The 26,034-nt window shown below is 64.2% G+C and carries 18 protein-coding genes; 14 read left to right on the top strand and 4 right to left on the bottom strand.

Annotated features, from left to right (window positions below; translation table 11 throughout):
* Nucleotides 1-38 precede the first annotated feature (38 nt).
* Nucleotides 39-2,384 (bottom strand): autotransporter outer membrane beta-barrel domain-containing protein, encoded by a 2,346-nt coding sequence (locus AEQU_RS06270; RefSeq protein ID WP_022740086.1) that lies wholly within the window; start codon nt 2,382-2,384, stop codon nt 39-41.
* Nucleotides 2,385-2,658: 274 nt separating this feature from the next.
* On the opposite strand from AEQU_RS06270, the gene gltX reads away from it, so the two are divergent.
* The 3 genes from gltX (at nt 2,659) to AEQU_RS06255 (ending at nt 6,162) form a co-directional block, all read left to right on the top strand.
* A complete protein-coding gene (gltX, locus tag AEQU_RS06265) occupies nt 2,659-4,281 on the top strand; it encodes a glutamate--tRNA ligase (protein WP_022740085.1) in 1,623 nt (540 codons plus the stop codon).
* A 30-nt stretch (nt 4,282-4,311) separates the two neighbouring features.
* Nucleotides 4,312-5,601, top strand: coding sequence for a hypothetical protein (locus tag AEQU_RS06260; RefSeq protein WP_022740084.1), 1,290 nt, complete (start codon nt 4,312-4,314; stop codon nt 5,599-5,601).
* 144 nt (nt 5,602-5,745) lie between these two features.
* A complete protein-coding gene (locus tag AEQU_RS06255; protein ID WP_022740083.1) occupies nt 5,746-6,162 on the top strand; it encodes a PaaI family thioesterase in 417 nt (138 codons plus the stop codon).
* Nucleotides 6,163-6,514: 352 nt separating this feature from the next.
* Here AEQU_RS06255 and metK read toward each other — a convergent pair whose 3' ends face one another.
* Both metK and AEQU_RS06245 read right to left on the bottom strand, forming a co-directional pair.
* On the bottom strand, nt 6,515-7,783 hold the full coding sequence (gene metK / locus AEQU_RS06250; RefSeq protein WP_022740082.1) for a methionine adenosyltransferase: 1,269 nt from the start codon (nt 7,781-7,783) through the stop codon (nt 6,515-6,517).
* Between the two features lie 190 nt (nt 7,784-7,973).
* The gene (locus tag AEQU_RS06245; RefSeq protein WP_022740081.1) at nt 7,974-9,575 is read right to left on the bottom strand and encodes a radical SAM/SPASM domain-containing protein; all 1,602 of its coding nucleotides are present in this window, start codon (nt 9,573-9,575) and stop codon (nt 7,974-7,976) included.
* A 248-nt stretch (nt 9,576-9,823) separates the two neighbouring features.
* On the opposite strand from AEQU_RS06245, the gene AEQU_RS11895 reads away from it, so the two are divergent.
* The 5 genes from AEQU_RS11895 (at nt 9,824) to priA (ending at nt 15,711) form a co-directional block, all read left to right on the top strand.
* Nucleotides 9,824-10,417: a TetR/AcrR family transcriptional regulator gene (locus AEQU_RS11895; protein WP_022740079.1), complete on the top strand. Its 594-nt coding sequence runs from the start codon at nt 9,824-9,826 to the stop codon at nt 10,415-10,417.
* A 120-nt stretch (nt 10,418-10,537) separates the two neighbouring features.
* Nucleotides 10,538-11,929, top strand: coding sequence for an ATP-grasp domain-containing protein (locus AEQU_RS06235; RefSeq protein ID WP_022740078.1), 1,392 nt, complete (start codon nt 10,538-10,540; stop codon nt 11,927-11,929).
* The gene (locus AEQU_RS11890) at nt 11,930-12,856 is read left to right on the top strand and encodes a lipoprotein intramolecular transacylase Lit (RefSeq protein ID WP_022740077.1); all 927 of its coding nucleotides are present in this window, start codon (nt 11,930-11,932) and stop codon (nt 12,854-12,856) included. It begins immediately after the preceding gene.
* Entirely contained in the window at nt 12,856-13,341 is a 486-nt protein-coding gene (gene ybaK, locus AEQU_RS06225; protein WP_022740076.1) for a Cys-tRNA(Pro) deacylase, read from the top strand. Before AEQU_RS11890 ends, ybaK begins: the two co-directional genes overlap by 1 nt.
* 21 nt (nt 13,342-13,362) lie before the next feature.
* Entirely contained in the window at nt 13,363-15,711 is a 2,349-nt protein-coding gene (gene priA, locus AEQU_RS06220; RefSeq protein WP_022740075.1) for a replication restart helicase PriA, read from the top strand.
* 112 nt (nt 15,712-15,823) lie between these two features.
* On the opposite strand, the gene AEQU_RS06215 is transcribed toward priA, so the two are convergent.
* Nucleotides 15,824-17,404, bottom strand: coding sequence for an FAD-dependent oxidoreductase (locus tag AEQU_RS06215; RefSeq protein ID WP_022740074.1), 1,581 nt, complete (start codon nt 17,402-17,404; stop codon nt 15,824-15,826).
* A 163-nt stretch (nt 17,405-17,567) separates the two neighbouring features.
* Between AEQU_RS06215 and AEQU_RS06210 the strand changes: the two genes are divergently transcribed.
* From AEQU_RS06210 to AEQU_RS06185, 6 genes are all read left to right on the top strand, one after another.
* Nucleotides 17,568-19,118, top strand: a complete 1,551-nt coding sequence (locus AEQU_RS06210; RefSeq protein ID WP_022740073.1) for a helix-turn-helix transcriptional regulator — start codon at nt 17,568-17,570, stop codon at nt 19,116-19,118.
* A 77-nt stretch (nt 19,119-19,195) separates the two neighbouring features.
* A complete protein-coding gene (locus AEQU_RS06205; protein WP_022740072.1) occupies nt 19,196-19,456 on the top strand; it encodes a hypothetical protein in 261 nt (86 codons plus the stop codon).
* Between the two features lie 378 nt (nt 19,457-19,834).
* Nucleotides 19,835-22,462, top strand: a complete 2,628-nt coding sequence (locus tag AEQU_RS06200; protein WP_022740071.1) for a DMSO/selenate family reductase complex A subunit — start codon at nt 19,835-19,837, stop codon at nt 22,460-22,462.
* 15 nt (nt 22,463-22,477) lie between these two features.
* Nucleotides 22,478-23,095 (top strand): 4Fe-4S dicluster domain-containing protein, encoded by a 618-nt coding sequence (locus AEQU_RS06195; protein WP_022740070.1) that lies wholly within the window; start codon nt 22,478-22,480, stop codon nt 23,093-23,095.
* 144 nt (nt 23,096-23,239) lie between these two features.
* Nucleotides 23,240-25,048, top strand: a complete 1,809-nt coding sequence (locus tag AEQU_RS06190; RefSeq protein ID WP_022740069.1) for an ATP-binding protein — start codon at nt 23,240-23,242, stop codon at nt 25,046-25,048.
* Entirely contained in the window at nt 25,041-25,751 is a 711-nt protein-coding gene (locus AEQU_RS06185; protein WP_022740068.1) for a response regulator transcription factor, read from the top strand. The genes AEQU_RS06190 and AEQU_RS06185 overlap by 8 nt, the downstream gene beginning before the upstream one ends.
* The last annotated feature ends 283 nt before the right edge of the window (nt 25,752-26,034 follow it).

The following is a 26,034-nucleotide window of genomic DNA, read 5'->3' as shown; positions in this document are numbered from 1 at the left end:
GCGATTGCGGCTTACGGTGCGAGCGATGCCGAGCTACGCTACTTGGCCCGGGCACGCTTCATGCGGGCGCGGGCGAGGGCCGCGGCGCCGCCCGAGACGACGGCCAGAGCTCCCACGGCGAGCAGCGCATCGGTGGCCGCGTCTCCAGTCTGTGGAACGCCGCGGTAGGCGATCGAGCTGCTGCGGTAAGTATGCGTGCCAGACGCCGCGCTGGATGTGCTGGGTTTGGCTGTCGCCTTAGAGGCGTCATCCTTGTCCGCGCCCTTCGTCCCGTTGCCGTCGGTCTGGTCGTCGGCTGCGGTGCTGTCATCTGTCTTGTCCCCGGCATTCGCGTTGGTGTCTCCGCTCGGCTGCCCGTCGTTTGTCGTTCCCGTCTGTCCGTCGCTCGGGTTGCCCTCGCCGCCCTCGTTGCCCGATGGCGTGCTCGGGGCTTTCAGCTCCTCCACGGTGGCGCCAGGGGCAGCGGCCGCTGCTGTTCGGGCTGCGCCGGCGTCACCATAGTAAACGGTCTTGCCTCCATCGTGAACGACGGCCTGGGCGTTGTGCTTGGCCGTTGAGGCGGGCACGACGGAAAAGGGGGCCGTCGCGTGAGCGTCGGCGGGGACGAACTCGGCGTAGGAATCAGCCACATAGGGCGCTACGTCCTGGTTGTAACTGCCGCCCTTAAGCGCGAGTGACCCCGTGCCGCTTACGGTGGCCAAAGGCTCGGGCTTGCCGTCGGCTCCCTCGGCGGTCGCCACGTCGCCCTGTCCGGTTACCGTCAGGGCTCCATCCTGAAGGGACAGACCGCCGTCCGTGGCGAAGAAGAGGTTGAAGCCGGCCAGATCCAGCGTGAGCTCGCGCCCGTCGGAAACGGAGAGGGTCGGCTGTTCGCTCACGCTGCTGACGAGCTTGATGGTGCTGTGATCAGGGGCCGTTGCGAAGGCGCCCGCGAGCGTGGCATAGCGCGTCGCTCCGGCCTGGGCCACCCAGGCGCTCCCGTTGTCGCGCACGGTGAAATCGCTCGGCGTGTTGTTGTAGGCGTAGGGGCCCTTCAAGGGAGCCGTGATGGCATCGAGCGGGGTGGTGCTCACGTTGTTCTCCACGAGGATGCCCTCGGGTACTGTGGAGGGCAGCGACGAGATGTCGGCGTTCTGCAGGTTGCCCACGATGCCCCCGGCGAAGCTCGAGCTGGTGATGGACGCGGCCGTATTGGTGTTCCCGCTTACGGTGCCCGCGTTGTAGAACGTGCCGACGATGCCGCCGGCGCAGCTGCCGCCTTGCACGGAGGCGCTGTTGGCGCAGCCGGTCACCGTGATGGGCGCGCTGGCGGCGTAGGCGGGGGCGGCGCCGTCGTAGCGGGCCCATCCCACGATGCCCCCGATGCCGTAGGCACTGGCGTTACTCGTGGAAACCGCCCCGGAATTGATACAACCGCTCACAGCGCCGTAGTTCTTCTGCTCGCCGACGATGCCGCCGACAGAGTAGCTCGTGCCGGCAATGGCGCCGCTGTTCTCGCAATTCGACACGAAGGCCGCGCTGAGGCCGGCGATGCCGCCGATGCAGTCGGTGCCGGAGATGCTCCCGCTGTTATGGCATCCCGTGATGGCCATGCGGCCCGAGGGTGTGGTGTAGTAGGCGGCGCCCACGATACCGCCGGCGTTGCCCACGCCGCCCGCGGCGGTGACCGAGGCGCTGTTCTCGCAGTTCTCGATGGCGCCGGATAGCGTCATGCGCCCCGCGATGCCGCCCACGCCCGCCTTGCCGGAAACGGATCCGGAGACGCTTACGCCGGATACAGTGGAATCGTTCGCCAACATGCCGCAGAGGATGCCCGCCAGCTCGCTTTGGGGCACGGCGATCTTCGCGTCGGCCACGGTGAGGTCCTTCACGGTGGCCCCGTCCAGAATGCCGAAGAGTCCGATGGCGTAGTCGGCGCCCTGGGTCGAAGTGATCTTCAGGCCGCTCACGGTGTGGCCCGCGCCGTCGAAGGTGCCAGCGAAAGGTGTGCTGCCCTCGGCGATGCCGCTGCTCTTGCGCGTGCCGGTGCCGATGAGCGTCCACTCGGCGCCCTCGAGATCCACGTCGGCGCCGAGGGCCACGTATTTGCCGTCATAGTCGTCGCCTGCGTTCACGGCATCGCGGAAGGCCGCTAGCTGACTTGCATTCTCGATGAGGTAGAGGTCGGCCTCGGTGCCCGTGCCCGAGGCGAAGACAGCGCTGTCCACGGCCCAGGCCGGGGACGCCCAGCAGAGAGCGGCGAGAAGGGCGAACACGGCAACAACCCAGCGGAGGGACACCGACGAGTGCGGAAAGAAGCGGACGGTGAAGGCATGTACGGAACGGTACGGGGCCATGGCGATTTCCTCTCTTACGGCGTCGTGGGAACGTGTGGAACGGGGCATAGCCGGCGCGTCCTTCGCGGGCGCCCGTGCGAAGCCGAAGCCCCTCCCATAGCTCCTTCAGTCTAGGCCCGCTCCGGTGTCGCCTTAGGGCTGCTGTCCAACCGATACGGCCCCACCGCCGAACTGTCACGGAGCGTCACGGCTCCGTTGCGCTGCGGACACGAGCCCTGTACCGAACCGTCGCCGAGTCGGATGTGGTCAAAGAATGATGGCTCAGCCCCCGTGCTATACTGGCGCTATTACCTGAATCGACCCCGAGGACTGAAGGAAACCCATGACCACGACCAAGCCCGTGCGCGTCCGCTTCGCGCCTTCTCCCACCGGCAAGCTGCACATCGGCGGCGCCCGCACTGCCATCTACAACTGGGCCTTCGCCCGGGCTACCGGAGGCACCTTCGTGCTGCGCATCGAGGACACCGACCCGGAGCGTTCCACCGAGGAGAACACCCAGATCATTCTGCGCGCGCTGAAGTGGATGGGCCTCGATTGGGACGAGGGCCCGGAGGTGGGCGGACCTTGCGGCCCCTACTTCCAGACCCAGCGCACCGATACGTACGAGGCAGCGCTGCAGAAGCTCATCGACGCCGGCGCCGCCTACCCGTGCTTCTGCACCAAGGAGGAGCTGGACGCCAAGCGCGAGGCCGCCGAGAAAACCGAGGGGGGTTACGCGGGCTACGATCGCACCTGTCGCGCCATTCCGGCCGACGAGGCCATTGCGCGCGTCGCTGCCGGCGAGCCCCATGTCTGGCGCTTGAAAGTGCCCGACGACCACGGTCCGGTCACGTTCAAGGATGCCGTCTACGGCGACATGAGCTTCCCCATCGATGTGATGGACGACATGATCCTGCGCCGCACCGACGGCACGTTCACCTACAACTTCGCTGTGGTCTGCGACGACGTGAACATGGCCATCACCCACGTCATCCGCGGCGACGATCATCTCTCCAACACCCCGCGCCAGGTGCTCATCTACGAGGCGCTCGGCGCCGAGGTGCCGCTGTTCGCGCACCTGTCCATGATCTTGGGCCCCGACGGCAAGAAGCTCTCGAAGCGCCACGGCGCCACCAACGTGGAGGAGTACCGCGACCGGGGGTATCTGCCCGACGCCCTCGTGAACTTCCTCGCGCTGCTCGGCTGGTCGCTCGACGGAGAGACCACCATCATCCCGCCGGAGGAGCTGTGCCGCACCTTCTCGCTCGATCGCATCACGAAGAAGCACTCCATCTTCGACGAGAAGAAGCTCGACTGGATGAACGGCGTCTATATCCGCGACATGGGCGCTGCCGCCTGGGTCGATGCCGCCAAGCCCTGGCTCGCCCAGACCAACCTGGACGGGTCGAACGTGCCGGACGGCATCACCGTCGTGCCGACGCCCACCAAAGAGGAGGCGGAAGCGGCCGCCCGCGAGCTGCATCTGCCCGGCGAGGGCGTGGACGCCGACACCTGGGAGGCGTGCCTGGCCGACGTGGACGACGATCGCGAGTTCTACGAGGCCATGTACCCGCTTGTTGCCGAGCGCCTGGCGCACCTGGACGAGATTCCCGCCAAGCTGGCGTTTCTGTTCTGGGGCGACTCGGTGGTGCTCGACGAGAAGAGCGTCCAGAAGGTGCTGCTGAAGGAGGGCGCACGGGCCGATGAGGCGCTCGCCATCTGCCGCGGCATTCTCGCTAACGACGACAACCCGTGGGACGCCGAGGCGCTCGAGGAGCTCTGCCGTGCCGCCGGCGAGGAGGCGGGGCTCAAGCCGAAGCTCTTGTTCCAGCCCTTGCGCGTGGCCGTGTGCGGCAACATGGTGTCGCCGCCTCTGTTCGAGGCCATGATGCTGATGGATCCCGCCGACATCGTCGCCCGCATCGACGGCGTCACCGAAACCGTGTTCAGCGAGCGCGCCAACTAGCGGGCGCGCAAACCAGAAAGGTCGAAGACCATGGACGAGAATAGCAACACCCCGAGCGCTTCCGGCGCGCCGGAGCCCCAGCAGCCGGCACCCCAGCCCGAGGCCGTGCCCCAACAGCCGGCGCCCCAGCCTGAGGCCGCGCCCGAGAACCCCTTTGCCGCCTTCGGGACATCGGCGCCCCAGCCCGAGGCCGCGCCTGCGCCCGCAGCGGTGTCCCCCGAGGTCGCGTGGCCGGCGTCTGCGGCGACGGCGCCGACGCAGCCCTACTACGACGCCGCTGCGGCACAGCCCGCTCAGCAGCCCTACGCTCCTTATGGGCAGGCCGCCGGCGCTGGGCAGCCCTACGCCTCCTACGCTCAGGCCGCGGCCCAGCAGCCGACCTACGCGCCCTACGATGCCGCAGGCTATGGCACCTACGGCGCGGGCAATCAGCCCCCGGTGCCGCCGGCGCCGGCGCAGAACTTCTATCCGGGCTACGAGCCGCCCAACCCCAACCAGAAGCGTCGCTGGCCGTGGTTTCTGCTGGGATTGGCCGTGGGCCTCGTCGTCGGCATGGGCGGCTGCGCCAGCTGCGTGGGCATCATGGCCCTGGCCGACTACGACAGCAGCTACGACAGCTACAACAGCTACGACGACGGCTACGACTACAACTACGATTACGACTTCGGCGACACCGACATGTGGGCTCCCGAGGATAGCTACGGCACCGACGAGGACGCCTCGCCCTACGGCGGCTTCACTTTGGACGAGATCGCCTCGGTGTTCGAAGCTGACGGCGTCGCGGCGGGCGAGCCGGGGGAGGGCGATGTTTGCGTCAAGGGCTTTTACACCGTAGGGCCCCAGGGTCAGATTCCCGCCGGCCTGTATTACTTGGAAGGTTCCAACGAGAAGCTCTCCCACTACTACGTGTTCGACGGGGACGACGGCCGCTACAGCCTCGATGATTCCGTGCAGTACTTCGGCAACTACTTCGTCGATTTGGACGAGGGCGATCTCATCGTGTTCGATCCCGGCGACGAGGCGACCATGTACCCGGCTCCTTCCACCTCCACTAACCCGACGGCGCCCTATACCAACGGCTGCTACCGTGTGGGCATCGATATCCCCGCGGGCAGCTACACCATCACCGCGGCCACGGTGGGCGAGGGCGAGACCGACGAGGACTCGGCGGCCTTCGTCATGAAGAACCTCGACTTCGACGACGACTCCATTGTGGACACCAAGTACGTCATTCCCGGCGGCGAGCAGACGGTCACGGTCAGCAACGGCCAGTACCTTGAGCTCTTCGCTGCTACCGCCACCCCGGTCGCGCAGGGGTAAGGGCAGCCACCTGCGTGGATGCCAGTGCATTAGATCCGTAGGGGGCGACCTTGGTCGCCCCTTCCAACCAGAGAGATTTTTCCTGCTGATGAGGGGCGACCGAGGTCGCCCCCTACGAAGGTTGACCGGAGGGAAAGGATTCCTATGGCAAAGCAGTTGAGCGATCATCCGACGTTGGAAGAGCTGAACGGCTTCTTCGGTCACGACCGGTTCGCCGAGCACGCGGGCTGTCGCATCGTGGAAGGATCGCGCGATCACGCCGTGTGCGAGCTGGACATCCAGGACCACCACCGCAACGCGCTGGGCAACGTCATGGGCGGCGCCATCTTCACTTTGGCCGATTTCGCCTTGGCCATTGCCAGCAATACCGGCGGGAACCCGAGCGTGTCGGTATCGAGCACCATCGAATATCTCAGCGCCTCGAGGGGCACCCGCCTCATCGCCACGTGCACCGCGGACAAGTCCGGCCGCCGCCTCGGCTTCTACACCACGGACGTCACCGACGACACGGGCCGCCGCATAGCGAGAGTCGCCGCCACCGTCTTCCGAGAGAGCGAGTAGACAGAGTAGGGAAGAAGACTTCCGCAAGAGCAGGCAGATCGAATGAAGGAATAAAAGGGCCTCAACTGGGGTTCTTTTCAATCGCCCTAGATCATTTGGGGAGGCGCGGGGATGCCTTGACCGAGCGAGTTCCGCTGCAGGTCAATCTTCGTAGGGGGCGACCTTGGTCGCCCCTCTCAACCGGAGAGACGTTGCCTGTCGCGAGGGGCGACCAAGGTCGCCCCCTATGGAAGGAGCGGCCAGCGAGGACTGCCTGGACGAATTAGAATGCTGTGCGGCTCCCCGCCGGGAGAGCCGCAGCAGAGCGAATCAGAATGCTGCGCGTCTCCCCGCCGGGAGAGCCGCAGCCAGGTTACTCCACCCCGCAGGCCGCCCGCAGGGCGTCGACGCGGTCGGTCTTCTCCCAAGTGAACTCGGGAAGCTCGCGGCCGAAGTGGCCGTAGGCCGCTGTCTTCTGGTAGATGGGGCGGCGCAAGTCCAGTTCGTCGATGATGGCGCCGGGGCGCAGATCGAACACCTCGGACACGGCGCGCTCGATATCCTCTTCCGGGACATGGTTCGTGCCGAAGGTCTCCACCATGACGCTCACCGGCTTCGCCACGCCGATGGCATAGGCGATCTGCACCTCGCAGCGGTCGGCCAGTCCCGCGGCCACGACGTTCTTCGCTACCCAGCGCGCCGCATAGGCCGCTGAGCGATCCACCTTGGTGCAGTCCTTGCCGGAAAACGCCCCGCCGCCGTGGCGTCCCATGCCGCCGTAGGTGTCGACGATGATCTTGCGGCCGGTGAGACCGGCGTCGCCCATAGGGCCGCCGATGACGAAGCGGCCCGTGGGGTTCACGTAGATCTCGCAGTCGTCGGCGAGCGCCACCCCTTCGGCCTCGAACACCGGGCGGATGACCGTCTCGATGACGGCCTCGCGCAGGGCGTCCTGCTCGATGTCCTCGGAATGCTGGGTGGACACGACCACCTTCTCAACCGCCGTGGACGCCCCGTCGATGTAGCGCACGGACACCTGGGTCTTGCCGTCGGGGCGCAGAAACTCCAGCGTGCCGTTCTTGCGCACCTCGGTCAGGCGTTCGGAGAGGCGATGGGCCAGGTAAATGGGCATGGGCATGAGCGTGCTCGTCTCGTTGCAGGCATAGCCGAACATCATGCCCTGGTCGCCCGCGCCAATCGTCTCGTAGGGGTCGGCCGCGGCCGCCTCGTCGCGCTGGGCCTCGAAGGACTCGTCCACGCCCTGGGCAATGTCGGAGGACTGCTCGTGGATGGAGCTCATGACGGCACAGGTATTGCCGTCGAAGCCGTACTTCGCGCGGTCGTAGCCGATGGAGCACACCACGTCACGCGCGATGGACTGCACGTCCACGTAGGCCTGGGTGCGAATCTCGCCGGTGACGAAGACGGTGCCCGTGGTGACGAGCGTCTCGCAGGCGCAGCGCATCTTCGCCGGGTCGGCCGGGTTGCCGTCGGGTGCAATGTAGCCCTCCTCGGCCAGGGCGATCTCCTTGGCCAGGATGGCGTCCAGAATGGCGTCGGAAATCTGGTCGCAGATCTTGTCCGGGTGTCCTTCCGTGACGGATTCGGACGTGAACAGGTACGATGAGTGCTTTTCAGCCATAAGAGTCCTCTCTTATCGGTGTTGGCCGGACCACCTTGGCGCTCAGGTGAGGGACGCGTCAGGTTGGTGTCGGGATCATCGAGCCAACTCTCTACCCCGACTCTGGATAATGCAGATCGCGCGTCCGATGCGGGCGCGCGATCAAGTATGATAACGGTTCGAAGGAGCGGGCGCAAGGGGAGGAGTCGGCCTACGCGGTAACTTCATCGGCGGCCTTCTCGGCCCTCTCGGCGGCGCCATCCACGGCCTGCTCCGCCGCGGCGGCGTCGGCCTGGGAGAGCAGGGCTCCCTCGTCTAGGGCGCATCTCAGCTCATCGGCCAGCGCCGGCTCCAGTGCCATCTCGTCCACGGGGCGGTCCGGATTGAAGGCCCCGTGCATGGTGCGGCCGAGCCGCGCGAACTTCGCCTTGTCGGTGTCGGCCATGCCGCAGAACTGGCGTGCTCGGTAGGGCGCGCGCTCGTCGGCGCCGTCCGTCCACAGACGCTCGGCCTCGGGCGCCCACGCCCGGGCCGCCGGACGGCATTTCTCGGCCAGCTCGTGGGCGCTTTCCGTTTCCACGAGGTCGGTGCCGTGGGCGCCGCTCCTCTCGACCATCTCTTCCAAGCAGTCGGGATTCTCGAGCATCGGACAGGGCCGCAGCAAGTTGTCGTTGAAGGGCTGGCCCTCGTAGTAGGCCATGAACAGCGGGCTCTTCAGGCATTCCAGCAGCGGTTGCTCGCGGATGTTGGCGTTGGAGTAGTGGATGAACACGCAGGGCTCCACATCGCCTGCCGCGTTGATGTGCAGATAGCGGCGTCCTCCGGCGATGCAGCCGCCGACGAACTCGCCGTCGTGCTGGAAGTCGAGCGTCAGGATGGGCTTCTCCGCCCGCACGCGACGGTTGAAATGGTAGAGCAGTTTGCGGTCGTCCGGCGTGGGCATGAGCTCGGTCGGCGCGCCCTTGCCTACGGGCATGTAGGTGAAGATCCAGGCGAAGAGCGCCCCTTTGTCGATGAGCCAGTCGAAGTACGCGTCGGAGGCCACGGAGTGCGCGTTGTCGTGGGTGTAGCAGATGGACACGCCGAAGGGCAGCCCGTGGCTCGCGAGAAGATCCATGGCCGCGTCCACCTTGGCGTAGGTGCCCGCGCCGCGCCGTCCGTCGGTGGCCGCCTCGTCGCCCTCGGCGGAGATGGCCGGCACGAAGTTCTTCACGCGGATCATCTCCTGGCAGAACTCCTCGTCGATGAGCGTGGAGTTCGTGAAGCACAGAAACGCGCAGTCCGGATGGGCCTCGCACAGCCGAATGAGGTCGCGCTTGCGCACGAGGGGCTCGCCGCCGGTGTAGATGTACACATGCACGCCGAGTTCTTTGCCCTGGCGGATGATGGAGTCGATCTCGTCATAGGCGAGGTTCAACGCGTGTCCGTACTCGGCGGCCCAGCAACCGGTGCAGTGGAGGTTGCAGGCGCTCGTCGGATCCAGCAGGATGGCCCAGGGGATGTTGCACTGATGGCGCTCGCGCATCTTCTCCTGCTTGCCCCAGGCGAGGAAGTTCGCGTCCACGATGAAGGTCTTCAGCAGATCGGCCCGCACCTCGGGGTTCAAGTCCATGACGCGCATGATGAGCTGGTACATGTTCGTCTTGTTCTTGATGGCGTCCGAGAAGGCGGCGCGCTGCTCGGCGAACAGGCTGGCCGGAGCGAGGACGTCGATTTTGCCCATGATGGTCGCCATGTTGTTCTCAGGGTCGTCGCACAGATAATCGACGAGCTTGTAGGCCAGCGCTTGCTTTGCTCTCTCTGTTGGCCTCATGGGTTTCTCCTCTCAATTGAGTCCGGTCGAATCGATGCCTCGCGGCACGGCGCCTTCTCTGTCGCCCTAGCCTTACCCGCGCGCGAGGTACTCGGGTGTTGCCGAAATTATTCCCTTCCCTCTCCGCTTGTTTCCGCTTTAGTGTCTCTTCGTAACGGAGTTGCCACCCGTTGGGCGACAACTTGACCACAAGTGCAGAAAAATGAACAAGATGTATAATAGTGAGAAGACCGTTTGAAAGGTGGGTTATGAGCCGTGATTTCGATGTCCCATGCACCGATCGCCGGGTACGGCGCACCCGGTACGCCATTCACAGCGCCTTCCGCGCGCTTGTGGCACGGGACGGCTTTCGCAACATCACGGTGAGCGCGCTGGCCCGCGAGGCGAACATCGATCGCAAGACGTTCTACCTGCATTACCGCGGCCTGGACGACTTGATGGCCGAGGAGATCCGGCAGATCGCCGACCAGGTGGCGGCAGCGCTGATGCCGGTTTCCAAAGGGTCGGCCATGGCCGTGAATCTCCGCGAGACGCTCGAGCGGGTGGCCGACTTGTTTCTGGCGGATCGGGAATTCTTTCGAAGCGTTTTCGCCGAGGCGCCGCTCGATCGGGTCGTCGAGGCGCTCGTGCCGGCGATCCGATCCCGTGTGATAGCGCAGGGCGTTCTTCCCGCGTTCCGCGATACCGCGGCGCTCGACAACCTCATTCGCTTCTACGTGGGCGGCGTGGGGGCGGTGTTCTTCCATTGGTTTTTGGGGGAGGACGGTGGTCGCGATATCGATGGAATGGTGGACGACGTGCGTCGTCTGGTGGGCGAGGAGCGCTTCTTCTCCTTGGAATAGGGCCGCGCTGACGGGTCTGGCCGCCTCGGCAGCCAACGGCTTTCCAACGCGTTGCCCGCGCTTCGCGGCGGTCGTGCTACACTTATTCAAATGCACAAAAGCCCAAAGGACGGAGCCCTCATGCCAAGCAATGCCGATTACACCCGCGAGTACTTCCAGATCATCGACGAGCTGGACGGCGACATCGAGAGCCGTCGCGCCGCGTTCAACTACATGCAGGACTCCACTGCCATCGTGCACCACCAGGTGGTGGCCTCCTCCTTCGTGCCGCGCCTGTTCAACCGCAAAACCTACGAGGTCATGAAGCGCACGGCCGAGACGAGCCACCGCATCCTCTGCAAGGTCATCGAGCGCTACCGGGCTGACGAGGAGTACCGCAAGCTGTTCGATTTCGACGAGCGTCTCGTGGAGCTCATACTGCTGCCCCGCGACTACGACTCGGTGCTGCCCTTCGCCCGCGTGGACACGTTCTTGAACGAGGACGACTACCGCATCCACTTCTGCGAGTTCAACGGCGACGGCAGCGCGGGCATGAACGAGAACCGCGAGATCACGAACTCCATCGTGGGCTCCGACACCTTCCGCACCTTCGCCGAGAACCACGCCGTCCAGGGCTGCGACTTGTTCATGCCCTGGGTGCGCGCCTTCATGGACATCTACGGCACCTACCGCTTCAAGGTGGAGAACCCCCGCGTGGCCATCTGCGATTACCTGGAGAACGGCGTGGTGGACGAGTTCCACATCTTCGCCGAGAAGTTCCGCGAGGCCGGCGTGGAATGCGTCGTGGCCGACGTGCGCGAGCTGTCCTTCGACGGCGAGGTGCTGACGACACCCGACGGGCTGCCCGTGAACGCCATCTGGCGGCGCTCGGTCACCAACGACGTGCTGGAGTTCTGGGACGACTCGCAGGACCTCATCAACGCCGTGCGGGCGCGGAAGGTGGCGCTCATCGGGGCGTTCTCCGGGCACATCGTCCACGACAAGCAGCTGTTCGAGGTGCTCTTTGCGCCGGAGACCCAGGCCTTCCTCACCGAAGAGGAGATCGCGTTTGTGGAGGAGACCGTGCCCATGACGGCCTTCCTCAACGACGATCAGGTGAACATCGACCAGATCCGCGCCAACCGCGAGGAGTGGATCATCAAGCCCACCGACCACTACGGCGCCGACAACGTGTACGCCGGCTGCGAGGTGAGTCAGGAGGAGTGGGAGCGCGTCATCGACGAGTTCGCCAACGAGCGCGCCGGCTACCCCTTCATTGTGCAGCGCTACATCCGCCCCTTCAAGACCGACACGCTGCCGCCGGACCGCGGCATCAACGAGGCGCCCGACGGCGCCGTAGAAAGCGAGCCGGTACCTTACAACAATCTGAACGGGCTGTACCTGTACAACGGCCACTTCCAAGGCGTCTTCAGCCGGCTGGGGCCGCATCCGACGATTTCGAAGACCAACGACGGCATGACCGCGGCCACTATCTGGGTCGATTGCGACGTGCCCGATGGGCTGGAGCTGTAAATGGGATCCGATAGCATTCTCGCCGGCATCGGCGCCACGGTGCTCGCCGTCACCCTGCTCGTGTGCGGGTTCGCCGCCTGCTGCTTGCCGGTGACCACCGCCTCGCTTGCCGGCGCCGTGAGCACGGGGGCGGATTCGCCCTACACCCACGAGCAGCTGGTATCGCTGGCGCAGGAGACCCGCGCGTTCACCGTGGACGCCCACTCGAGCATGGAAGAGGCCCGCCAGTCTTTGGCCGCCGACGTGGTGGCGGCGGCGCGGGAGGCCTCGGCCGAGGGAGCTCCCAAGTACTCCCAGTGGACGCAGCAGGCAAAGCAGGTTCTTGGCGATGCGGAAGGGGAGGGCGGCGCGATGGCCGCGGACGGTGGCGCGGCCGCTGGTTCCGATGGCACGGCGCTTGAAACCATGGACGCGCTGGCGAAGGTGTCCGACCGCTACGCCCTGGACGCCGATGCGGTGAGCCACTTGGAGGACTGCAACGGGCTCATTACGGGCTTGAGTTCCTATCTGGGCATGATCGGCGTGGCGGCGCTCATCATCGCGCTGGTGCTCGGTTTTCGCAAGCAGTTCGCAGCTTTGGCCTTCATGCTGCGCATGGGGCCGGCGCTGCTTCTGGCGGTGCTCGTCGTACTAGGGCTGTGGGGCGTTATCGACTTCAACGGCCTGTTCGCCGCCTTCCACTCGCTGTTCTTCGTGGACGGCACCTGGACGTTCAATTACGACTCGCTGCTCATCTCCATGTACCCGATCGACTTCTGGATGGGCATGGGGGCGGTCTGGGTCGGCTCGGCCATCGGCGTCGGGCTGCTCTGCTTCGCCGCCGGCTGCCTGTTCGCGTGGAAGGCCCAGGTGCAGCACCGCGAGCTGGAAGAGGCCGCCGCGGCCGACGCCGCCCGCTCCAAGAAGCGCAAGAAGGGCCGTCGCTGATGGCGCGCCCTCCCAAGGACCACAAGACCAACGCCCTGCGCGAGCTGGACGCGGCGGGCATTCCCCACGAGGAGCTGTTCTTCGACGCCGAGCCCACGATGACCGGCGAGGAGATTGCGCGCTCGCAGGGGGAGGATCCCGACGCCGTCTTCAAGACCCTCGTCACCCAGGGCAAGTCCGGCGGCTACTACGTGTTCCTCGTGCCCGTGGCCGCCGAGCTCGACCTGAAGAAGGCGGCCGCGGCGGCCGGCGAGAAGGCCATCGCCATGATCAAGGCCCGCGAGCTTCTGCCGCTCACCGGCTACGTGCACGGCGGCTGCTCGCCCATCGGCATGAAGAAGCGCTTTCCCACCTTCGTTGACGAGACGGCCCAACTCTTCGATACGATTCACTTCTCGGGCGGCAAGGTGGGCTGCCAAATCCGCATGAACCCCGACGACCTCGCCCGCCTCATCCCCTTCCAATACGCCGACCTCACGGTGTAGGCTTGCGGTATACTGGCGGGCATGAACATTGCCTCGGTCATAGTCGACATTCCTACCCAAGCTCTCGACACCCCCTATTCCTACGCGGTTCCCGACGAGATGCTCGTCGGGGAAGGGGGGCGTCCGGCCGCGGTGGGCTGCGCCGTGCTCGTGACGCTCGGCGGCCGCAAGGCCGTGGGCTACATTGTGGGCCTGGAAGAGGTCGTTCCCTCTCCGGACGAGGGCACCGACCTGTGGGGGACGCCCCAGTCGGCGGCCGATCTCAAGCAGGTGGAAGCGGTGCTCTCGGCGCCGTTTTTCGACGAGGAGGGGGCGGCCTGCGCGCTCTGGCTCGCCGAACGCTACGCCGCGCCGCTTTCCGAATGCGCGCGCTTGTTCACGCCGCCGCGGGCCGTGCCGCGCATCGTGCGGGGCCGCGACGGGCGCTGGCGCGTCGAGGAGCCGGCCATCGGGGAAGTGGACGACCGCTGGGTCACGCGCGGGCCGGCCTTCGACGAGTTCACGCCCCGTAAGAACGCCGTGAAGCAGCAGGAGGTGCTGGCCGTCGTGGCCGCGGGAGATGTGCGCGTGGCCGAGCTTTCACGGGAGTTCGGCGCCGTGGGCTCCACGTTGAAGGCGCTGGCCGCCAAGGGGGCCGTCACAGTGGAGCGCCGCCGCCGCATGCGCGGCATGGAGGGCGCGGCCGCCGCCTCTGTTACCGCCTCGTCCGCCACTAGCGCCCCGCAGCTCACCGAGGGCCAGCAGGCCGCCGTCGCCGCCATCGAGGCCGCCCGGGCCGCCGGCGACGGGCGCGTGGTGCTCGTGGACGGCGTCACCGGCTCCGGCAAGACCGAGGTGTACCTGCAGGCCATCGAGCGCACGCTCGCCGAGGGGCGCCGCGCCATCGTGCTCGTGCCGGAAATCTCGCTCACCCCCCAGACCGTGGCCCGCTTCCGCGGCCGCTTCGGCGACGCCGTGGCCGTCATGCACTCCCGCATGAGCGACGGGGAGCGCTACGACCAGTGGGACTTCATCAAAAGCGGCGCGGCCAAAGTCGTCGTGGGGGCCCGCAGCGCCCTGTTCACGCCCGCGGCCAACGTGGGGCTCGTCGTCATCGACGAGGAGCACGAGGGCTCCTACAAGCAGGACTCCTCGCCGCGCTACCACGCCCGCGACGTGGCCGAGTGGATGATGGCCCGGGCCGGCGGCGCGCTCGTGCTCGGCTCGGCCACCCCTTCCATCGAGTCCCTCTACCAGGTGAACAAGAACCCGCGCTGGACGGCGGCGGCACTCCCCGCCCGCGCCAACGGCCGTCCCATGCCCGCCATCGAGGTGGTGGACATGGCCGCCGAGTTCGCCTCCGGTTCCCGGGCCATGTTCTCGGGACGCCTCACCCGGGCCCTCGGGGAGGAGCTGAGCCGCGGCCGCAAGGCGGTGCTCCTGCTGAACCAGCGCGGCTTCGCGAAGTTCCTTTTGTGCCGCGACTGCGGGTTCGTGCCCGAATGCCCGCACTGCTCCACGTCGCTCACCTACCACGAGCAGGGCGCCAAGCTCGTCTGCCACCACTGCGGGCACACGGTGGCCGCGCCTCCCGTGTGTCCAGAATGCGGCAGCCCCTACCTGAAGAAGTTCGGCGCCGGCACCCAGCGCGTGGAAACGGAGCTGCGCCAGCTGCTCGACGGGCTGCCCGGCGTGGGGCCTCGCGTGCCCATCATCCGCATGGACGCCGACACCACCCAAGCTAAAGGTGCCCACCAGGCCCTGCTGGAAACGTTTGCCGCCGCCGATGCCGCCGTGCTGCTCGGCACCCAGATGATCGCCAAGGGGCTCGATTTCGACGACGTCACGCTGGTGGGCGTCATCAACGCCGACACCCAGCTGCACCTGCCGGACTACCGCGCCGGCGAGCGCACCTTCCAGCTCATCGAGCAGGTGGCAGGCCGCGCCGGCCGCGCCGAGCTGGACGGCCGCGTCATGGTGCAGACTTACGAGGCCGACGACGTGGCCATCCGCGCCGCCGCCACCTACAACCGCGGGATGTTCCTGCGCGCCGAGCTGCCCAAGCGCAAGCTTCTGGGCTACCCGCCCTACGTGCGCATGGCCAACGTGCTTCTGTGGGGTGCCGACGAGCACGCCGTGGCTACCGAGGCCGAGCTTCTGCACGCCCAGCTGGCCGAGCTCATCCGCAACGAGGTGGGGGAGCGTTGGACGGTACTGCCCGCCGTTCCCTGCGTCCTCGCGAAGTTGCGCAACACCTACCGCTACCACATCGTCGTGAAGGCGCCTTTGGGCGACGACCTCTCGGCCCCGCTGGTGCGCCTGTTCCGCGCCCGCAAGGTAAACCCCGCCGTCAACGCCGCCGTCGACATCGACCCTGTGGACTTGCTGTAGGAGAACGCAGCCTTTAAAAGATGCGCCCAGTGCGATAAGCGCTGGGCGCAAATGGGGAGGGTTGTCGACTATAAATTAATTGTAAAGAGTATGTAATTAATTATGCGCAGTGTTACAGAGAGGCAATGTGCTTGCCGGCAAGACGCCCTGATGTGAATGCCCAGCACATAGTGCCGCCATGGCCACCGCCGGCGATGGGGGAGAGCCCGTGGCCCATTTGGCCGCCGCTGTACAGGCCGGGAATCACGTCGCCTTCGACATTCTTTACCTCGAAGTTTTCGGTAATGGCCAAGCTCGCCCAGCTTTGGTTGCACTCGGCGTGAATAGGGCCGTGAATATAGAAGGGCGGCGTTGAAAGCCCGGCGCCTAGGGTACCGGCCTCCTCGCGTCCGAAGGTCTTGCGTCCGAAATCTTCGTCAATGGCGTCCTTGCACGCCTTGTTCCACTTATCGATCTGGGAAGTGAGGCCAGTTGCATCGATGCCGGCCTGCGCGGCGACATCCTCGATGGTATCGCCGGTTACAATCCCCCCTCGCTCGATGAAGTCCTCTATGGTGCCCCAGCCCACCCCCGACAGGGAGGATACGATCATGTTGGGGAAGTCGCGGAAGTTGCGCGCTACGGCCTCATCGTAGACCATCCAGCACTGTCGATCGGGCTGGGCCTCGCAGAGAGGGATGAGGTCTTTATCCGACAGCTCCTCGTCGCAGAAGCGCTCGCCCGCGCTGTTTACAAGAATGGCGCCTGCATTCGAAAGCCCGTAAGGCATCCACTTCTGCTTTTGCGTGATGCCTGCGTCCGGTCCGGGGCCGGAGGTTCTCATGAGGTTGCTCGTCGCATCTGTGAGATCGGTAATATCGGCACCCACCATTTGGGCCATCTTGTAGCCACTACCGTCGTTGAACCCGTTGGCCGCTGCGATACCGGCGATGGCGCTGGAGTAGTATTTTTTCTTCATCTCGACATTGGAATCCATGCCGCCAGCGGCAATAAGGACGCCCTTATTTGCCCGATATTTCCTCCCGCTTGCAGCCACGCCTGCCACTCGCCCATTCTCATCGGTAATGAGGCGTTCAGCTGGTGTTCGAAAATGCACTTGGACGCCCAGCTCTTCCATTCTGGGCTGCAACGCCTTAGGCCACTCGCCCGCCGTAGGCGTCAACACGTGCAGGCGATCGGCGCTATGGAGCGGATAGGGAAGGGGGCCGTTGAACTCGACGCCCATGGCTTGAAGCCAGTCAACCGTGGCCGCTCCTTCCCGGGCCTGCATCTCGAAAAGCTTCCAGTCGTCTCCTGCTCGCTCTATGGTCGCGTCGCCGAGAAAGCCCTTCACGTCGCTCAGGTAAAGGTCGGGATCATCGGTGATTCCCGCATCTGCCTGCATTTTGGTGCCTGCAGCAACGAAGGAGCCTGCGCAAAGCACGGCTGAGCCGCCCATGGTGGTTGCTGCCTCCAACACGATGACCGAGGCGCCGTTTTCAGCTGCGCTGATGGCGGCCGAAGAACCGCATCCTCCGCAGCCGATAATGACCAGATCGGCTTCCTCGTCCCACGATGTTGGGTCGGTGGAAGCGAGGCTCTCTTCTTTGGACGTGGGGGCACAACCGGCCAGTGCGGCCATTGTTGCCGCCGCTGCGGCGGCGGAGGCCGCCCCAATGAAGCTGCGGCGAGAAATGCTGTTGTCGGTTCCCATATTCTCCTCCTTTTTGGCTGTCGCTCGGGTGCGACATTGTTGGCTTAGCAGATTCCGATTTCCAAATCCGCTGCTCCGATGTTAGGCAAAACACGAGGTGAGTGCTGTCCCCAGAAACTGATGACTGTTCCTGAAGAGCCGCATATGCTGTAATGAATACCTTATGAAATTGTGGAATACAGCCAAGAACAACGATGCCGGCTTCACCTTCGGGTGGGCATTGGCTCTGCACGGCTTGGGGCTGGCGCTGTTCTGGTGCGGGTGCTTTCTCTTGTGGGAGAACTGGTTTTATGGCGGCGATGTGTCCCATTGGGCATCCCGCGTGGCGGAAATTGCGAGCTTCTGCGCCATTGGCCTTGTTGCTACGCGCGTGTTGCTGTCGGAAAAGAAAATGGCTCTTGCGGCTATGGCATTCCAGCTGGGCGCATTTGGCCTGCAGTCTGTTGGGCTTGCGGCCCCATTTGGCGCGGTCGCGTGCGGAATGTGCGCAGGTGCCGCGACAGCATTGTTCCTCTGTGCGGCTATGATCGTTTTCTCTCGGTTCCGCCCTCGCGCCACGCAAGTTTGCATTATCGGAGCGTTTATCGTGTCTCACGGTATCGCCGTTGCGGCAACCTGGGTTGCGCCCGATGCTTTGGCTCAAGTGGATTCCCTAGCCTTGATGGTCGGCAGCTTGCTGCTTTTCTTCACCTGCCTAAGCTGCCCTGAACTTTCCGTGAGGGAATCGTTCGCGCGGGAGGAAAGAGACCTTTCGAAGTCCGAGGCTGGTGCTGGCGTCCCGCCGATCGGGGAGGGAGCCGCCCAGCGGACAGGCGAGGCGGACAGTAGCCATAACCGCTTACGAGCGGTCTGGTTTTTGATGCGCCCAATCGTAGTGCCTGCCATGGTGTTCGCGTTGCTGTGCGGAGTCGCCACGCAGCTTTTCGTGGAAGGCGCCGCGTCTTCGAGCGGACTGTACGTTATGGCAGACATCGCCGCTGTTGTGGCACTCGTTATTCTGCTCGGCATCGCCTTTTTCGATATCGATCTGACTGTTGAAACGTCCACTCTGGTGGTGCTTCCGGTGTTTGCGGGCATAATGCTTGCGGCGTCTCTTCTTTCCCCAGACGGCATTGTGGACATCGGGGTATGCATTCGGGCGAGCTTCACGGTGGTGCAGGTGCTGGTGTGGGTCTATTTCGCGCGCGAGGGATACGAGTCGGGCTCGATCTTTCTGGCTGCCTTCGCGCTCTCTTTTGGTTTGTTGCGGGGCTCGGTTCTGATCGGCAGGCTTTTGGGAACTGCGGCATCTTTTCTGGGCGCCTCGTCGCTGAGCAATCTTCTGTTTGCACTTATCGCACTTTGGCTTTTGTACGTGACCGTAATGCTGTTCCGGGGGATGATGGCCCTTCGCCGGTCGTCAAGCGCAGCGTCCGATCGGGCAGTGAAGGAGACCGATTCGGAGGGCACCTCGCTTTCCGTGCCCGCTGCTTGCCACGCCATCGCCAACAGATACGGTCTTTCGTCGCGGGAAGAACGTATCATGGAACTGTTTGCCTCGGGAAGAACCGCTTCCTATATCGGGAAAGAGCTCTTCATCTCTGAAAGCACGGTGCGTACCTACATTCGACGTATTTATCAGAAGATGGACTCTCATTCTCGACAGGATCTTATGGATGAAATCGAAATAGAGTTGAACAGGAGCTCTTGTTTCGAATCGGATTATGCTTCGTAGGATGATGGGGCGGCGCTCCCAAAGTGCGTGCTACAATGACGTCCAAGACGTGAGTTCCCGATCACGGAGGCCTGCTCATGATGTACAACTATATCAAGCTTGCCGACGACACGCAGATAGCGCACTCGAACATACTGGAAGATCAAACCGTGCAGGTTTCCATCGAACGACCCATCGATGGCGGCTTCTGTTCCGCAACGTGTTTCCTTCCCCAGTGCCAATGGCGTTCAATCGAAGGCTTCACCGCATCTGACCTCGACTATTTCACCGAAATCGTGAGAAGCAGCGCTCCTCTCATCTACCGTCTCGCACGAGAGGTCTCGCTCTCGGATCAGTAAATGCCACTTCGGCCCAGTAATGGCAAGATCTCTCGACCAGATCTTGCCATTACTGGGTTGAAGTGGCATTTTCACTCTGATGGGGGCGCCATAACGGGGCCGAAGTGGCATTTACTATCTGGATTCGTGTCATTACGGGATCGAACTTGGATCGTGGGCGACGAATTGATCCTTTTAAAATTCAACCTGTATCTTTCCGCCGCCTGCCGATGGTCAAATCGTCCTTTCACCTGGGATGCAATAATTCGATAAGAAATTCCTAAGGAAAAATGAACCAAATACCCATGGAGGTTCCATGCTCGCGCGCGTAGACTTTCTTTCCGAGGGAGGGCCCGACTTCCGCTTCGGGCCCCGAACAAGAAGAGGAAAGGGGAGTCTATGGGAAAGACTGCGCAAACCTTCGGCAAGATCAGCCGCCGGTCGTTCCTCGGCCTGGCCGGGGCGACGGGAGTCGGCGTGGCGCTGACCGGCTGCGCGCCGGCCGCCAAGCAGGAGGAGCCGGCCGCAGACAGCCTGCCCGCCACTGGCGGCGATCCGCTCGATTACGACACCGTCAGCTGGTCTGCATGCCATGTGAACTGCGGCAGCCGCTGCCCGTTGAAGGCCTATGTGAAGGACGGCCAGGTCGTGCGCATCGACATTGATTCTGACGGCGACGACGAGTTCGGCCCCGGCAAGATCTACCAGATGCGCTCCTGCGTGCGCGGCCGCACCAACCGCCAGCGCATCTACAGCCCCGACCGCATCCAGAAGCCGCTGAAGCGCGTCGAGGGCACCAAGCGCGGCGAGGGCAAGTACGAGGAGATCACCTGGGACGAGGCCATCAACCTCATCGCCACCACCATGAAGGAGATCAAGGAGGAGTACGGCAACGACGCCTTCTACATCCAGTACGGCACCGGCGTGCTGGGCGGTACGGTGTCGAAGTCGTGGCACCCCGACCAGACCATGTTCGCGCGTCTCATGAACTTGTGGGGCGGCTACCTGCGCCAGTACGCCGACTACTCCACCGGTCAGATCACCTGGGAGATGCCGCTCTTCAACGGCGACGCCTGGTCGAACAACGAGGTGACCGATCTCGTGAACTCCAAGAACATCGTGCTGTTCGGTAACAACCCGGCCAACACCCGTATGTCTGGCTCGGCCATGCAGTACCTGCTCACCCAGGTGCGCCTGCAAAACCCCGAGGCCACCATCGTAGTGGTGGATCCGCACCTGTCGGACACCGCCGTGGGCGTGGCCAACCGCTGGATCCCTATCCGCCCCGGCACCGACATGGCGCTCGTGGCCGGCATGATCCAGTACCTGTTCAGCGCCGGCAAGCTGGACGAGCAGCTCATCCGCGACAAGTTCGTCGGCTTCTTCTCCGACAGCTTCGCCGACGATGTGAAAGCGGCCGAGCCCACAAGCACCGCCTTCATGGGGCTCGACAAGTCTGGCGCGCTCACCATCGATGAGGATATGTCCTACGAGGCCTACCTCGCTGGCACCGGCGCCTATGCGGGCACCGGCGAGAAGACCCCCGAGTGGGCCGCCGGCATCACCGGTGTTCCGGCCGATACCATCCGCGAGCTGGCCGACCTGTACATGGACGGCCCCACGGCCACCATTCAGGGCTGGGGTCCGCAGCGCCACTCCAACGGTGGCAACAACTCCCGCGCCATCGCGATGATCGCCGCCATCACCGGCAACGTGGGCATCTCCGGCGGCGGCACCGGCGCCCGCGAGGGCGTGGGCGGCGTTCCCTTCGCCACGCCCACGGCTATCCCGTGCTTCCCCGAGAAGAACACGGTGGGGGTGTGCGTTTCGTTCTTCGACTGGTATCAGGCCATCGAAGACTACACGGTCATGAACGACGCCACCTGGGGCATCCGCGCCATCGATGAGACCGGTGTCACCAGCTACGCCGAGGAGCCCGGCACCCTGAAGCTTAGGGCCCCCATCAAGTTCATTTGGAACTACGGATCCAATGTCATGATGGGCCAGCACGCCGACATCAACGACTCGCTCCGCATCTACAACCTGCCTGATGAAAAGGACTCCGGCGTGCGCATGATCGTCACCGTGGACCCGTGGATGACGCCGACGGCTATGGCCTCCGACATCATCCTGCCCGGCACCACGCCCTTCGAGGAGGACGATCTCACCACTGGCGGTACCGCTTGGACCGGCTTCATCTGCTGCGAGTCGAAGGCCATCGAGCCTCTGTTCGAGGCCAAACCCATCTACGAGATCTGCACCCTTCTGGCCGACGCGCTCGGCATCAAGGACGAGTTCACCGAGGGCAAGACCCAGCTCGACTGGATCGAGTGGTGCTACAACGAGGGGAAGGCGGCCGGCGACGACTTGCCCGACACCTTCGAGGAGTTCCGCGCCGCAGGCCTCATCAAGCAGACTGACGACCACACGCCGGCCATCGCCGCGCCGGAGGGCCCGCTCGCCACGCCCTCGGGCAAGTACGAGGTGTTCTCGAAGCAGGCTTACAACCTGTCGCGCCAGTGGGACCTCACCGGCGGCGGGTACGTGCCCGACGACGGCCGCGACCAAATCACAGGGCTGCCCATTTGGTACGAGAACTTCGAGGGCTTCGGCGATCCGCTGCGCGAGGAGTACCCCTTCCAGCTCATCGGCCACCACACCAAGACGCGCACCCACTCCTCCTACGGCAACGTGCCGTGGATGAGCTCGGTGGCCCCGCAGCAGTGCTGGATCAACGAGGGCGACGCCGCCGCGCTCGGCATCAACCAGGACGACGCCGTCATTGTGTCCACCGAGCGCGGCCGTTCCCAGATGACCGCGAAGGTGACGAACCGCATTATGCCCGGCGTGGTCAGCGTGCCCCAGGGCGCCTGGTACGACCCGGAGACCCGCGACGGCGCTACCATCGGCGACCCCAGCGTGCTCGATTTGGGCGGCTGCATCTCGGTGCTGACGTCCTCGCGCCCAACGCCGATTTCCAAGGGCAACGGCGTCCATTCCAACCTGTGCAAGATCGAGAAGGCCTAAAGAGGGGGATAGATCATGGAACAGTACGGATTTTTCGTCAACACCGACATCTGCACCGGCTGCAAGGCCTGCATGACCTCGTGCTTCGACCGCAACAACCTGGAGGTGCCGCAAAAGTTCCGCAAGGTGTACGAGTTCGGCGGCGGCGAGTGGAAGGCCGACGATGCCGGTGCCTTTACCGCCACGGCGTTCACCTACTACGTATCGATGACCTGCGGCCACTGCGAGAACCCGGCCTGCGTGGCCAACTGCCCCACCGGAGCCATGCAGAAGGATCCGGAAACGGGCATCGTCAACAACGACAAGGAGAAGTGCATCGGCTGCATGACCTGCGAGAAAAGCTGCCCCTATGGGCATCCCGTGCAGCTGGACGACGGCCTGTCCCACAAGTGCGTGCTCTGCTCGGACGAGAACCCGGAGGGCGTGCCGGATCCCACTTGCGCCAAGGCCTGCCCGGTGCGCGCGCTCGAGTTCGGCACCCTCGCTGAACTGCGGGAGCGCCATCCCGAGGGCGTGAGCGCCCTGGGCGAGCTGACCGATGAGACGGGCCCCGCTGTGGTGTTCGCGCCTCATCGCGACGCGGCCAAAGGTGGCGTGCTGCGCAACCCGCAGGAAGTGGGCCACGAGGCCTGAGCGCCGACGGCTTAAGAACGGGACACTAGCTTTACGGCGGCTGGTAGGGTATAACTCCTACCAGCCGCATCGGGCGTTAGGGAGGGTGAATGGAGAAGAACGCGAGCCGGCCGCGCGCTGCCTGGAAGCAGGCGCGATAGAGCCATGACGATTTTTGGGCGACAGAGGAAGATCGGGCTGCGGACGAAGCTTATCGGGCTTCTCACGGTTGTTCTCGTGCTGATATCGGCGGTGTTCCTTGCGTTCACCTATGACGATCAATCGCGCCGCGCCGAGACCGATCTTCTGGAGAAGTCGCGGGTGCTCGTTACCGAGATGGATGCCATGTGGGATTTCATCTCGCTGAACCAGAACGTCATCAACTATACCTCCGACGGGGAGTACGACTACAAGGGACTGAATTGCGCCATTGCGGGCAAGTCGGTGGCGGCGCTGTTCTCCGAGAAGACGGATTACTCCATCCGCTTCACGAACTTGAACCCGCGCAACATCTACAATACCCCGGACGCCTACGAGGCCGCCGCCATCGAGACGTTTCTGGCGGATAAGGACACCGACGAGGTATGGGGTTATCAGACCGAGGGCGGCGATCAGGTTTTCCGCTATGTGCGGGCCATGGACGTCTCCAACGACTGTACCGAGTGCCATGGTCAGCCTGCCGGCGAGTTGGATGCGACCGGTTACCCGAAAGAAGGCTGGAGCGTGGGGGATGTGGCCGGAGCGGTGTCGGTGGTGGTGCCCGCAGATGGCGCCATGACCAACATGCGCGACGCCATCATCGGCAACATGATGTTCTTTCTTGCCGTGGTGGCGGCCATGGCGCTTCTTATCTACGTTGTCATCAGCCGGCTCATTACCGAGCCCTTGACGGAGCTTCGAGCTTCTTTCTCCCGCGTAGCCGAGCCCGATGCGCGCGCGGCCGAGGGGGAAACGACCACTCCGAGGGTCTTTGGGCCAGCAGACGTCGATGCGAATGAATCCGCGCTCGCTCCTGGTTGCCTACGTGGCCTGCCGGCGCGGGATTCCCTGGCCACGACCGACCGAGGCGTGCTGTACTCGTCCCGCGAGATAGACGACCTCATCGAGCAGTACCATTCCATGGCCCAGCGCTTGGAGGAGCTTTACGGAAGTCTGGAGTCGCAGGTGGCCGAGCGCACCGAGCAACTCTCCCGCGCTAATGCCGAGCTGGAGCGTCAACGTCGTCGAGTGGAGGAGATCAATGCCCAACTCGCCCGAGACAACCAGTACAAGTCCGATTTCCTTGCCATCGTTAGCCACGAGCTGCGCACGCCACTTACTTCCATTTTGGCTTTCGCCGAGCTCCTGGGCGAGTCCATCGGGCCCGGCCGGCCCGAGGCGCGCCGCCAGTTGGAGGAGATTGGCAAAAACGGCGCCATTTTGCTTGAGATGGTGGACAACGTGCTGGAGTGCGCCCGCATTCAGGCGGGCTCCGAGACGTTGAACCTGGAGCTGGTTGATCTGAACGACCTCGTGGGTATGGTAGAGTCGGCTATGGCGCCGGTGGCCGCCAAAAAGGGCGTAGCCTTTACCACACGGGTCGACTTCGACGTGCCCCTCATCATGGGGGATTGGGAAAAGCTGCGTCGGGTGCTTGCGAATCTGACGAGCAATGCCGTGAAGTTCACCGATGCCGGCGGCGAGGTGGCTGTGCGCGTTTGCTGCGAGGCGGACGAGGATGACGCTCGCAAAGTGGTGATGCGCGTGACCGATACCGGCATCGGTATTCCGAAAGAGGCCCAGGAGCTTATCTTCGAGCGGTTTCGTCAGGAGAACATGTCCACGGTGCGTCGCTACGGCGGCAGCGGACTGGGGCTCTCGTTGGTGAAGGATCTGGTGGCCATGATGGGCGGCACCGTGACTGTGGCAAGTGAGCCGGGGTGTGGCTCGACGTTCACCGTCGAATTGCCCGTAGAGGAGGAAGATCATGACTAAGGTGATGCTCGTCGACGACGACGCGTCTATGCAGGTGCTCATCGAGCAGATTGTACGCCGCGGCGGCTACGACTTCTGCTGTGCGGGCAACGGGGCCGACGGCCTGGAGATGCTGAGGGCCGAGCGCCCCGACTTCCTTATTCTGGATGTGATGCTGCCCGACATTAACGGTTTCGAAATCTGCGAGATCGTCCGAGGTGAGGGCCGCAAGGTGCCGATCATGTTTCTCACGGCCAAGGGCGACATCGTTGACAAGTCGATCGGCTTTAAGGCCGGCGCCGACGACTACCTCGTGAAGCCCTTCCAGCCCGAGGAGCTGCTTTTGCGGCTGAACGCACATTTGCGCCGTCGAGAACGCGATCGCGAGCGCCAGCATGAGGGACGCGACCGCCGTCCCGAGGCGTTCTCGGTAGGGGATTTGGAGATACGCTTCGTGAAGTACGAGGTTCGAATGCGCGGAGAAGTCGTGGCGCTGTCCTCCCGGGAGATCGAGCTTTTAGAGCTGCTCGCCTCCGATCCGGGCGCCGTGTTCACCCGCGATCAGATCCTCGAGGCGCTTTGGGGAAGCAAAGAGGCTGCCGACCCCAACTCCATCACCGTCATGGTGCGTAAGATCCGCGAGAAGATAGAGGACGACCCTTCCAAACCACGCTACCTCGTCACTATCTGGCGCGTCGGGTACAAGTTGGCCGAGACGATATAGGCCGTTCTTCTATTGGGACTGATTTTCCTTTGAGGTTCGCCGAAGCAATGGGGCAACTGCTGCAGCGGCATGGAGCCTTTCTTCCATGGCGGTTCCATGGATAATGCGTTTGTCATTGCGCTTAAACTTCCGGCCGGTTTTCTCTTGAAGGGGTCTTCTCTTTGTAGTATTCTTCTCTGCTGTATCTCTGCGCCAGAATTGTGTTTCTATGCCCAAAATCAGGCGCAGACGCCAGAGAAAGGACTATCGCGTGGCTGATGCTGCAAAGAAGAATCCTGAGAAC

It is taken from the genome of Adlercreutzia equolifaciens DSM 19450 (assembly GCF_000478885.1).
Lineage (GTDB): Bacteria > Actinomycetota > Coriobacteriia > Coriobacteriales > Eggerthellaceae > Adlercreutzia > Adlercreutzia equolifaciens.
This window is presented reverse-complemented; position numbering and strand designations above follow the sequence as displayed.

Coding starts and splice junctions, on each gene's coding strand:
- AEQU_RS06215 (WP_022740074.1), bottom strand. CDS start 17,404: ATGGGAACCGACAACAGCATTTCTCGCCGCAGCTTCATTGGGGCGGCC.
- metK (WP_022740082.1), bottom strand. CDS start 7,783: ATGGCTGAAAAGCACTCATCGTACCTGTTCACGTCCGAATCCGTCACG.
- AEQU_RS06195 (WP_022740070.1), top strand. CDS start 22,478: ATGGAACAGTACGGATTTTTCGTCAACACCGACATCTGCACCGGCTGC.
- AEQU_RS06260 (WP_022740084.1), top strand. CDS start 4,312: ATGGACGAGAATAGCAACACCCCGAGCGCTTCCGGCGCGCCGGAGCCC.
- AEQU_RS06200 (WP_022740071.1), top strand. CDS start 19,835: ATGGGAAAGACTGCGCAAACCTTCGGCAAGATCAGCCGCCGGTCGTTC.
- ybaK (WP_022740076.1), top strand. CDS start 12,856: ATGGCGCGCCCTCCCAAGGACCACAAGACCAACGCCCTGCGCGAGCTG.
- AEQU_RS06270 (WP_022740086.1), bottom strand. CDS start 2,384: ATGCCCCGTTCCACACGTTCCCACGACGCCGTAAGAGAGGAAATCGCC.
- gltX (WP_022740085.1), top strand. CDS start 2,659: ATGACCACGACCAAGCCCGTGCGCGTCCGCTTCGCGCCTTCTCCCACC.
- AEQU_RS06210 (WP_022740073.1), top strand. CDS start 17,568: ATGAAATTGTGGAATACAGCCAAGAACAACGATGCCGGCTTCACCTTC.
- priA (WP_022740075.1), top strand. CDS start 13,363: ATGAACATTGCCTCGGTCATAGTCGACATTCCTACCCAAGCTCTCGAC.
- AEQU_RS06185 (WP_022740068.1), top strand. CDS start 25,041: ATGACTAAGGTGATGCTCGTCGACGACGACGCGTCTATGCAGGTGCTC.
- AEQU_RS06235 (WP_022740078.1), top strand. CDS start 10,538: ATGCCAAGCAATGCCGATTACACCCGCGAGTACTTCCAGATCATCGAC.
- AEQU_RS11895 (WP_022740079.1), top strand. CDS start 9,824: ATGAGCCGTGATTTCGATGTCCCATGCACCGATCGCCGGGTACGGCGC.
- AEQU_RS06205 (WP_022740072.1), top strand. CDS start 19,196: ATGATGTACAACTATATCAAGCTTGCCGACGACACGCAGATAGCGCAC.
- AEQU_RS06245 (WP_022740081.1), bottom strand. CDS start 9,575: ATGAGGCCAACAGAGAGAGCAAAGCAAGCGCTGGCCTACAAGCTCGTC.
- AEQU_RS06255 (WP_022740083.1), top strand. CDS start 5,746: ATGGCAAAGCAGTTGAGCGATCATCCGACGTTGGAAGAGCTGAACGGC.
- AEQU_RS06190 (WP_022740069.1), top strand. CDS start 23,240: ATGACGATTTTTGGGCGACAGAGGAAGATCGGGCTGCGGACGAAGCTT.
- AEQU_RS11890 (WP_022740077.1), top strand. CDS start 11,930: ATGGGATCCGATAGCATTCTCGCCGGCATCGGCGCCACGGTGCTCGCC.